The organism is Microcystis sp. LE19-41.2A, assembly GCF_027530405.1.
In the GTDB taxonomy this organism is placed as follows: Bacteria; Cyanobacteriota; Cyanobacteriia; order Cyanobacteriales; family Microcystaceae; genus Microcystis; species Microcystis aeruginosa.
Window position 1 is genome coordinate 1 of record NZ_JAPZQJ010000092.1, and the last position, 9,333, is coordinate 9,333.

At 44.4% G+C, this 9,333-nt stretch carries 10 protein-coding genes and 1 pseudogene; 3 read left to right on the forward strand and 8 right to left on the reverse strand.

Going from position 1 to position 9,333, the window contains the following annotated elements:
• Positions 1-8: 8 nt before the first annotated feature.
• The gene (locus tag O9290_RS03990) at positions 9-416 is read left to right on the forward strand and encodes a DUF4164 family protein (RefSeq protein WP_288086734.1); all 408 of its coding nucleotides are present in this window, start codon (positions 9-11) and stop codon (positions 414-416) included.
• 103 nt (positions 417-519) lie between these two features.
• Here O9290_RS03990 and O9290_RS03995 read toward each other — a convergent pair.
• Positions 520-2,703 (reverse strand): annotated as a pseudogene (locus tag O9290_RS03995) (tetratricopeptide repeat protein); the annotation flags it as partial.
• Positions 2,704-2,766: 63 nt separating this feature from the next.
• Positions 2,767-3,171, reverse strand: coding sequence for a hypothetical protein (locus O9290_RS04000; protein ID WP_288056968.1), 405 nt, complete (start codon positions 3,169-3,171; stop codon positions 2,767-2,769).
• Between the two features lie 737 nt (positions 3,172-3,908).
• On the opposite strand from O9290_RS04000, the gene O9290_RS04005 reads away from it, so the two are divergent.
• Positions 3,909-4,136, forward strand: coding sequence for a hypothetical protein (locus O9290_RS04005; protein WP_002756907.1), 228 nt, complete (start codon positions 3,909-3,911; stop codon positions 4,134-4,136).
• Positions 4,133-4,408, forward strand: a complete 276-nt coding sequence (locus O9290_RS28065; protein WP_012265764.1) for a ParE family toxin-like protein — start codon at positions 4,133-4,135, stop codon at positions 4,406-4,408. The genes O9290_RS04005 and O9290_RS28065 overlap by 4 nt, the downstream gene beginning before the upstream one ends.
• 126 nt (positions 4,409-4,534) lie before the next feature.
• On the opposite strand, the gene O9290_RS04010 is transcribed toward O9290_RS28065, so the two are convergent.
• From O9290_RS04010 to O9290_RS04035, 6 genes are all read right to left on the reverse strand, one after another.
• Complete coding sequence (locus tag O9290_RS04010; protein WP_002781835.1) at positions 4,535-5,182, reverse strand: class I SAM-dependent methyltransferase; 648 nt, start codon at positions 5,180-5,182, stop codon at positions 4,535-4,537.
• A gap of 100 nt (positions 5,183-5,282) precedes the next feature.
• On the reverse strand, positions 5,283-5,636 hold the full coding sequence (locus tag O9290_RS04015; protein ID WP_002731874.1) for a DUF1257 domain-containing protein: 354 nt from the start codon (positions 5,634-5,636) through the stop codon (positions 5,283-5,285).
• 135 nt (positions 5,637-5,771) lie between these two features.
• Positions 5,772-7,289: a stress-responsive protein Ycf46 gene (gene ycf46, locus O9290_RS04020; RefSeq protein WP_288056971.1), complete on the reverse strand. Its 1,518-nt coding sequence runs from the start codon at positions 7,287-7,289 to the stop codon at positions 5,772-5,774.
• A gap of 79 nt (positions 7,290-7,368) precedes the next feature.
• Complete coding sequence (locus O9290_RS04025) at positions 7,369-7,719, reverse strand: slr0373 family blue light stress response protein (RefSeq protein WP_502846441.1); 351 nt, start codon at positions 7,717-7,719, stop codon at positions 7,369-7,371.
• A 204-nt stretch (positions 7,720-7,923) separates the two neighbouring features.
• Positions 7,924-8,613, reverse strand: a complete 690-nt coding sequence (gene nblR / locus O9290_RS04030; protein ID WP_002758972.1) for a response regulator transcription factor NblR — start codon at positions 8,611-8,613, stop codon at positions 7,924-7,926.
• A gap of 41 nt (positions 8,614-8,654) precedes the next feature.
• Entirely contained in the window at positions 8,655-9,164 is a 510-nt protein-coding gene (locus O9290_RS04035; protein ID WP_002758973.1) for a hypothetical protein, read from the reverse strand.
• Between the last annotated feature and the right edge of the window lie 169 nt (positions 9,165-9,333).

Sequence of the window (9,333 nt, forward strand, 5' to 3'; positions counted from 1 at the left end):
TTACCAAAATGTCTAACGAAACCGTTACTTATAGTCTTGAATCCGTCCTCAAGGAAATCAAAGACAGCATCAAGGAAGTTAACCAAAAAATCGATACCTTCCAACAGGATGTTAACCAGAAATTTGACAGCCTACAGAAGGATTTTAACCAAAAAATCGATACCTTGCAACAGGATGTTAACCAGAAATTTGACAGCCTACAGAAGGATTTTAACCAGAAATTTGACAAAATCGACGAACGGCTAACTAAGCTAGAGGTAGGACAGGCAAAACTAACTGAGAAAGTCGATGGGATGGATAGAAGACTAGAAAAGCTGGAAGGAACCCAAAAAAATCAAGTTTGGACGTTAATTATCCTTTTAGGAGGAGCGATCGGCACAGCAGCATGGCGCTCTTTCTTTTCTGGCAATCCTTAGAAATATTACTATAATTTCTCACTTTAGGGTAGTTATGAGGGGAAATTAGCAGATGTGAAACTCAGGTTAAAAATAAGGGATTCCTAACCCATCCTACCGATAATTATGCTTTCCTCAACCATCTTTTTAACAATCGCCACAATGCCAATATTATCCCCCCAATTAAAACTAAAGGAAACTTAACCACCCCCAGAAAGAAAGCAACGATTAAGGGATATTTTCGGGTTTCTAATTGCCGAATTTCATCATCGCACTTTTGAACATCCGCTGCTAACCCCAATGCTTGATATAATTCCCGCGACTGAAGATATGCTTCTTTCGCTTCCGATATACGTTTGAGTTTATAGTAGGTAAGTCCCAGATTAAACCAAGCTTTCGCTTCACCCCCCCGATCACCGATTTCCCGAAAGATTGCTAGGGACTGTTGATAAAACTCGATCGCTTTTTGGTATTCTCCTAGGGAATTGTAAACATTGCCTAAACCCATGTAGGAATTCGCTTCACTCCCCCGATCACCGATTTCCCGTTTGATTGCTAAGGACTGTTGATGAAACTCGATCGCTTTTTGGTATTCTCCTAGGGAATCGTAAGCATTGCCTAAATTACCGTAGGATTTCCCTTCACCCCCCCGATCACCGATTTCCAGTGTGATTGCTAAGGACTGTTGATAAAACTCGATCGCTTTTTGGTATTCTCCTAGGGAATAGTAAACATTGCCTAAACCCATGTAGGAATTCGCTTCACTCCCCCGATCACCGATTTCCCGTGTGATTGCTAAGGACTGTTGATGAAACTCGATCGCTTTTTGGTATTCTCCTAGGGAATTGTAAACATTGCCTAAATTACCGTAGGATTTCGCTTCACCCCCCCGATCACCGATTTCCCGTTTGATTGCTAGGGACTGTTGATGAAACTCGATCGCTTTTTGGTATTCTCCTAGGGAATAGTAAACATTGCCTAAACTGGTGAGGGATGCGGTATATTTCCAGTTGGTTTGCTCCTCCTGTTGTTGGTAAACAGTGACTAATTCAAGGTAATAATCGGCCCGGGTTTGATAATAACCCCGTCGGGTGAGAAAATTCTCGATAGTACGGAGAATATCAAAAGCATTGTCGTACTCGGTTAACTGATAGCAATGATAGAAAATTTCTAGGTAAGGTTGCACATCGTTGAGGATTTCCCAGGAGTCGGGTTGAGCAATAGAAAGATAATAGGCGATCGCTTTTTGGTGTAATTCCCTTTGATCGCCGGGTTTGTATTGTGCATATTCCCAAACTAAAGGCTGAAAACTAAAAATTCGCTGGCGATTTTCCTCTTTTTCTTCTAATAATGATCGTCGCTGTAATTCTCGCAAATCTGCCGTGATCTCGGATAGTTCGATCTCCGGGTAATTATCCATCACTGCTTTGGCTGCCAGAGAATCAAATTCTCGGCGATAAATGCTGGTTTTAGTGAATAATTCCTGCTGTCTTTGGCTAAGTCGCTGAAAACTAGCATCTAAAACTAAAGCAATTCCCACTGTCTCTTGACGATGACTCCCCACCACCTGCGGATCGCTCAAAAGTTGCGATAAATTTCCTAATCCTAAGTCCGCTAACCTTTCTAAACTGGGGTTTTGCGGAAATTCTGCTAAGATTAAATCCGCCACCAATCGCAGGAGTAATGGATGACCATCCACCCGTCGAGAAAAGTTCTCTAAATCCCCTGTTATTTGCGATTCCGCTAACAATTGCGCCCCTTCAGGAGGTTTCAAACCTTTTAGCTCGATCCAACGGTTAAAACCCCTAGTTTTTGGCTTTTCTCTGGTGGTGACTATAATTTTGCTGGTGTCACCTTTTTCTATCCAAGCAGTGAAAAACTGCTGATAAAATTCATTATTCCAAGAACCATCTTCCCCTAATAAACTCTCTAGATTATCGATAATAATTAGGTGGCGATGGCGTTGTAGTTGTCTGATTAAAGCTTCCTGTAAATCTATTTCTTTTTCGGGGACGGGATAACCAAAGTCCGTCAGGATTTGGCGAGCTAAACCACTAAATCCCCCCAGATTTCCCGCTTCCCACCAAAAGCGTTTTGGGAATAAATCTTCATCATCCCCTAGGGAAGGATCGAGGGGAATTTCCTCCTCAAAAATTTTACTAGCTAGGGTAGATTTTCCAATTCCTCCAACTCCTTTGATGCCAATCATCGCAACATTTGGATCAGTAAACCACTGCTTAATTTGGGTGATTTCCTCCTTCCTTCCCTGCCAATAGGCGAGACGTTTTCGAGCATCTCCTCCCTTGAAAGTACTCCTTTGACTACTGCGATTATTTTCTATTGCGTCTGCTTTTGCGTGCAGATCCGCCAGTCATTCAGGAGGGATTCCTAGATTTAAATTACCCTTAACTTCTTGAATGTTCAATTGTTGTTTAATATCTTTGTTTATTTGTGTAACAATTTGAGGTTTCGTTTCTGTTTGATTCTGATTAATTGTCATAATTTGTTGTGCTATGATTTGGATTTCTTGGGCAAAATTGGGGTCTTTGAGCATTTCTACCTGTAAAAAAGGAACCACTTGCTGTTCAATCATCGCCTCGGATTTAGTTTGTTCGGCTGCCGCTAAAACCTTGGCTGCGGTGGGTTCCTTTTGTAACTTTTGCTTAATTTTTTGCCACAATTCTACACCTTTATCCATTGCTCCTTCCGTTAATTTACCGATAACAGCTTCAAAGGCGATTTTAGCGATTTCGGCGGCGGCTAATTCGGCTAACATAATTATCAATTGCGAGAATTTTTCGCCATTCTAGCACAACGGCAACAGCAGTTGTGGACGGTTTAAATGTTTGGTTGACTGTTCAAAAAGTAAAAAACAAAACTCTGATATCGTTGCCACAACAGGATTGAGATTAGAGCGAAGCGGACGCGCTGGTAAGCTAAGACATATTTAGGGTTTGCGGCAAAAAGTACGGGCGAAGCATTCGGATAGAAAATCTCCGGTTTCACCGATAGGTTATGCCCAAATGCTTCGCCCCTACAGGACGCGGGCCGATGAAGACGCAAAAATCTTGCACCTGTTTCGCTCGTAAAGCCACAAAACCCCTACCTTGCCTACATTTCACATTTATTCAGCAAACCCTATTTAAACTGCTTATTCTTAGATTAGCCGAATCTCCTCCAATTCCTTTACTGTTGCCTCTTGCCTCGTCTCAACAAGCAATTTAAATTACGAACAGCTTATTAATGCTTGAGCAGCCCTCAGAAGCCCTTTTATTGAAGCCCGTTATTCCCTAAAGTCGTTGACAATAAAGCTATAAGTAGGTAGGCACAATTATTTGTAGGATGGGTTAGCGGTAGCGTAACCCATGCGGGCGTTGGGTTTCATGCTTCAACCCAACCTACGTTCATTTTATATTTAATTCCACCCACCTACTTAGACAAACTTAAACCGTTAGATTGCAAGAGTAGAAAAAGTAGTAAAATAGTTCAATACCCGTAAAACATGAACAAAACATGACTACTCTATTGCAAAAAGCATTCACAGAAATCCAGAAACTGCCAGAGCATCTTCAAGATGAACTTGCTCAACAATTGCTGGAAGATATTGAAGGTGAATTAAAATGGCAGAAAAGCCTTTCCAACGAGGATCTGGAATTGGGAGCTTTAATAACAATGGCACAGGAAGCTCTGATAGAAGAACAAGAGGGGAGAACAGAAGATAAAGGCTTTGGGGAAGAATGAAGTCATCCAGAACCAAGAGGTTTCGTCAACTTTTTCTAAGTTTGCCGCAAAGGGTACAAGAAACAGCCAAGAAAAATTACCAGATTTGGAAAGAAAATCCATTTCACCCCAGCCTAGAGTTCAAAGAGGTGAAACCAAGAGAAAAAATCTGGTCAGTCAGAGTCGGCATTGGATGGCGAGCATTAGGGATTAAGAATTCAGAGGAAGAAAAGATAGTTTGGTTCTGGGTTGGATCGCACTCCGAGTATGACAAGATTCTAGGTAAGAATTAGAAGCGATCTAACAAATCACTGCACCCGACCTTATGCTAAAGTTATCTAAATCATCCCAAGTCATTGGCGGCGGGTGATGGGCAACGTTAGACCTACACCCTCTGAGTGTTAACGATGACTATAATCCTAGAGAGGATTCTTTTTTCCTATCACTGCATAGAAGGGATCAGCAACCATAATTCCTAACATTTGTAGGAAACTGGGGGTAGTAGCAGGACGAACGATCGCCTGTACTTCCCTAAATCCCGCCACCGATTTAAAATAGGATTTCACTAACGCTACCCGGCCTAAATCGCTATTATCGCGCCAAGCAGCGATCGCTTTTTGGTAAAACATCCGATTGGAAAAACTGACCACCACCAGACCATTAGGCTTTAAAATGCGATACAGTTCCGCAAAAATCGCCTCTGGATACTGCAAATACTGCACCGACACCGTGATTAACACCGCATCAAAAGAACTATCCCCTAGGGGCAATTTTGGCTGTGCATTGAGGTCCTGGACAAAATAACTATGCAAGCGGGGATTTTTGGCTAACTCCTCCCCATTCATCCCGTGACCTTCGATATGCTCAAATTCCATCTCCTCCGGTAAATGGGACACCCAGCTGCTCATCAGGTCTAAAATACGCGTATTCGGCGATAATATCTCTCGGTAGAGAGCGGTTAATCGATCAATAAAACCCTCATCCACGTGGGTGACGAAGCGGGGAAAAGCATAAAAATCGCTGTCTTTGGTCGGATCGAGTTTAGTTCTTTCTTCAGGTCGGAGCATTTTTGTCAAGTTAATTTTACTATTCTTAACATACCCCACGGACAGAAAAAAGGGTTAACCGAACTGGTCAACCCCTAGGCTTGGGAACGCGCTGTAAATCTTAGCTTTGAACGACTAGCTTAACGTTAGCGTTTTGCAGACCGCGCTGTTTCACTTCGGATAGGGTTTTGTTCACAGCGTATTTTTGGTTGATCGAGTTGATCAATTCGGTTTGATTGTGTTTTTTGGCCACACCCCAGAGGTCAGCGATTAAATCGAAACTGCCGTCGGTATTGCGGGACCAACCGAGATCATATTCGCCATCGAGAACAGCAACGATGTCGGAGCGAACCCGTTGACCGTTGTAACCACGAACATCAGCTTCGGTTTTTACGCTAATACCGAGGTCGCGGAGAGAAGCTTTGAGGATTTCGGCATCGGTGATTTTGGTCCGGAGAGTGCTAAAATGAGACATTGGAATTTCCTCTTTGTAGATTAAGAATTAACAACAACAGATTGAGAGTTAAAGAGTGCCGCCAAGCGGCTTTTCGAGGCATTGCTAGTCCCTGAGAACTAGCCTTTCATCCCGTTGGGAGCGGGCGAAAGTCTGTTAGAACTCCAATCGCTGGTCCTCAGCGACGGAGGCCGAAGCAGGTCTGGCGCGTTGTCTGGCCCAATCACGCAGGGCAGTTACCTGTTCGGTCATGGTGCGAGATAGGGGCTGAGTCACCTTAATCGCCGCAATAATGTCTAATTGCGTGAATTCGCGATCTTGGGCGAAGGCCTCATACATGGCGGCAATCAGCGCCTGTTCTATTTCCGCACCGGAAAACCTATCGGATACCTTGGCTAACTGCTCCAAATCGAAGCGAGAAATGTCAATGTCGGGGCGTCGTTTAGTCAGGTGAATATTAAAGATATCTTGTCTTTCTTCGGAATTGGGCAAATCGACAAAGAAGATTTCATCGAAGCGCCCCTTGCGGAGAAATTCCCCCGGTAGCCGTTCAATCCGGTTAGCTGTGGCCATAACGAAGACGGGCGAGGTTTTTTCCTGCATCCAAGTCAGGAAGGAGCCGAAGATGCGGCTAGAGGTTCCCCCATCGGAATCGGCGGAGCCCGCGCCACCGGCAAAAGCTTTATCTAATTCATCGATGAACAGAATGGCAGGAGAGATGGATTCGGCAGTTTTTAGGGCATTACGCAGGTTAGCCTCGGACCGTCCCACCCTGGAACCATCGTAAACCCGTCCCATCTCTAAGCGCAGGAGCGGTAAACCCCAGAGGCGCGAGGTGGTTTTAGCGATTAAGGACTTACCACAGCCCGGCACTCCTAAAATTAGCATCCCTTTCGGTTGGGGGAGTCCGTAACATCTGGCTCTTTCTGTAAAGGCGTTTGAGCGCTTTTTTAACCACTTTTTTAGTTCTTCCAGACCGCCGACGGCATTGATGGTCTCGTCCTCTTCAATGTATTCTAAAATTCCGTTGCAGCGAATCAGTTGTTTTTTCTCGGAAAGGACGATTTCTACCTCGTCTTCCGTCAATTTGTTCGCTTTTACATGGGCTTTCCGGTAAACTTTTTCGGCTTCATCTTTGGTTAAACCTAAGGTCGCCTTCAGGAGTTTTTCCCGGACCTCTGTGGTGGTACGACGATTTTGATTTTTGCCTAGGTGTTGCGAGAGAACTGTATCTAACTCTCCCATGTCCGGCAGGGGAAAATCTAGAACTACTACGTCTTTCTCTAGTTCTATGGGGACTTCTTGCAGGGGAGACATTAAAATAATGATTTTTTCGGTTCCTTTAAAGCTGGCGATCGCATCTCTTAACCAGCGAGTGACCGGAGCGGAAGTGATGAACGGATGCAGGTCTTTGAAGATGTAGATGCCCGCTTCCCGTTGACGCACTACCCATTCGATCGCCGCTTCTGGCGACACGGTATTATGTTGACTGGTTTGGCGCGGTTGACCCAGTTCGATCATGCCGTGGGTGACAGTCCAGACAAACACCCGTCGATGTTGTGTATTTAGTTGGGCTATTTTGCTGATGGCTTCTTCCGCCCTTTCCTCCTCGGAGGTGACGAGGTAAATCAGGGGATACTGAGCCTTGACGAGAATTTCTAGCTCTTCTTTCATAACATCGACCCTATTTGTGATAACGGTTTTGACCTTGGGCGGCTGATGGCTGTAGATACCTTGTTCGACTACTGAGAGTTTAGCAGGGAACTAAGGCTGCTTCTCCTTCTGTGGTTCCTTGAACGCCAACGGGTTCGGGAACTTCGAGCGGGAACTCGTCGCCCACTATTGCGGGCTGGCGTTTGATCGACCTTAGCCGATCTTCTTTCATCACTAACGCGGCATCACACTCGGGACAGACATGAACCTGATAGGTTTTGCCGTAGGCGGCGGCTTCGATTTCTTCTACCTTTTCGGGGTATTTTAGGTAGAAAGCGATCGCTTTTTCCACCAGCCCTGACATCGATTCTTCATCGATCGCGGCCCTTATTTTTAGTTGACGATGGACTCCAGGGGGAAGGTACAGTGTGACTTTTTGCTTGTCTTGCATATCACTAAATTGGTTTACCCGGGTATGTGTCTCTACTATAACCACTGTCTTTCTCTCCTGTCAAGATGGTAAGCTGTTATAACGGCATAATTGTAACATTTCTTTACAATTGGTAGGTGTGGGGTGTAGGGTGTGGGGTGTGGGGAGATTAAATAAAAGCAATCTACTGATCACTGATTACTGATCACTGATTACTGATTACTGTTAAGATTCCCGTAAAACGTAGCCCACACCACGCACGGTATGAATGAGGCGTTTTTGACCACCAGCCTCCATCTTCAGGCGTAAATAGCGAATATACACCTCAATAACGTTTGATTCTCCTTGAAATTCGTCTCCCCAGACATTTTCGAGAATTTGATCCCTCGATAATACTTCTTTGGGGTGAATCATGAGGTAGCGCAGCAGTTCAAATTCCTTCATCGTCAACTCAATATTTTTGTTTTTATAGGAGAGACGACGACTGGCTAAATCTAATACTAAGTCACCGAAACCCAATTGTTCGGGGGTAATTTCCAGAGGTTGCAGGTAAAAACGGATTAATTTGAGAAAAGATTGCGAATTATAGGGTTTGAGAAAATAATCGTCGGCTCCCGCTTCCAAACAGGCGAGACGTTCTTCTAGGGTTTCTTGAGATACTAACAAAATAATATAAACGCGACTTCCCTGGGAACGTAAACGACTACAAAAATTCACACCGGCCTCCGCTGCGAGGAAGCGATCGAGTATAATCATCGCTGGCTGCCAACTTTTCACTTCTGGGAAAGCGATATCAATGCTAGGCACGATCAGGGGACGATAACCTGCTTCTTTCAAGTCCGCACTAGCTAGTTTAGCGATATTCTCCTCAATTCCCACCAAGAGAATTGAAGAATTCGGAACGGATGTACTCATAAATCAGCAGCGGTAAAGAAATAGGAAAGACAGGGAGGGGACTACCTAATTATAGTTAATTGATTCTTGCCTAACCGATTTAATAAAAAAGTTAACGCTGTGGTGCGTTGGACAAAATTACCATTGATAGACCAACCGGTCACTCGATCGGGGGACGACCAAAGGCTAAGATGATCCACAGGCGGATCCGCATAAAAATTTTCTCCACCGCTACCCAATAAACAGGAACTCCAATGGGTAAAATAATCGTGACTAAGGCGATAAATGGGAAAATTACCGATTAATGGCACTCCCCACCCGTCTAGAGCTATTAAAGCGGCAATTTTTGCCCCTTGAGCTTGCCAATAATGAGCTAAAGCGATCGCATTTACCACCCCCGCACTAAACCCAATCAAGGTTAGAGCTTCTCCCGGTGAAAAAGCTTTATTTAAGCAAGAAAAAGGCGAAATAATAATATAGGGACTTAATTTGACCGATTGGCTCCCCAGATGTCCTAAAAAATCCTCGGTCAATCTAGAATCATGAAAACCCGTACAAATTACCAAAGACATAAAGTTAAGTAAAAATCTATGAGGGGTCAGTTATCAGTTATCAGTAATCAGTTATCAGTCATCAGTCATCAGTCATCAGTTTTTTCTCCCTGCTCCCCTACTCCGTCTCCCCACACCCTACATCCCACACCCCACACCCCACACCCCACACCCCACACCCCACACCCCA

What these genes read in the sequence shown, in the direction of transcription:
- ycf46 (WP_288056971.1), bottom strand. Translation starts at nt 7,289, where the DNA reads ATGAAAGAAGAGCTAGAAATTCTCGTCAAGGCTCAGTATCCCCTGATT.
- O9290_RS04035 (WP_002758973.1), bottom strand. Translation starts at nt 9,164, where the DNA reads ATGTCTTTGGTAATTTGTACGGGTTTTCATGATTCTAGATTGACCGAG.
- O9290_RS28065 (WP_012265764.1), top strand. Translation starts at nt 4,133, where the DNA reads ATGAAGTCATCCAGAACCAAGAGGTTTCGTCAACTTTTTCTAAGTTTG.
- O9290_RS04025 (WP_502846441.1), bottom strand. Translation starts at nt 7,719, where the DNA reads ATGCAAGACAAGCAAAAAGTCACACTGTACCTTCCCCCTGGAGTCCAT.
- O9290_RS04005 (WP_002756907.1), top strand. Translation starts at nt 3,909, where the DNA reads ATGACTACTCTATTGCAAAAAGCATTCACAGAAATCCAGAAACTGCCA.
- O9290_RS04015 (WP_002731874.1), bottom strand. Translation starts at nt 5,636, where the DNA reads ATGTCTCATTTTAGCACTCTCCGGACCAAAATCACCGATGCCGAAATC.
- nblR (WP_002758972.1), bottom strand. Translation starts at nt 8,613, where the DNA reads ATGAGTACATCCGTTCCGAATTCTTCAATTCTCTTGGTGGGAATTGAG.
- O9290_RS04010 (WP_002781835.1), bottom strand. Translation starts at nt 5,182, where the DNA reads ATGCTCCGACCTGAAGAAAGAACTAAACTCGATCCGACCAAAGACAGC.
- O9290_RS04000 (WP_288056968.1), bottom strand. Translation starts at nt 3,171, where the DNA reads ATGTTAGCCGAATTAGCCGCCGCCGAAATCGCTAAAATCGCCTTTGAA.
- O9290_RS03990 (WP_288086734.1), top strand. Translation starts at nt 9, where the DNA reads ATGTCTAACGAAACCGTTACTTATAGTCTTGAATCCGTCCTCAAGGAA.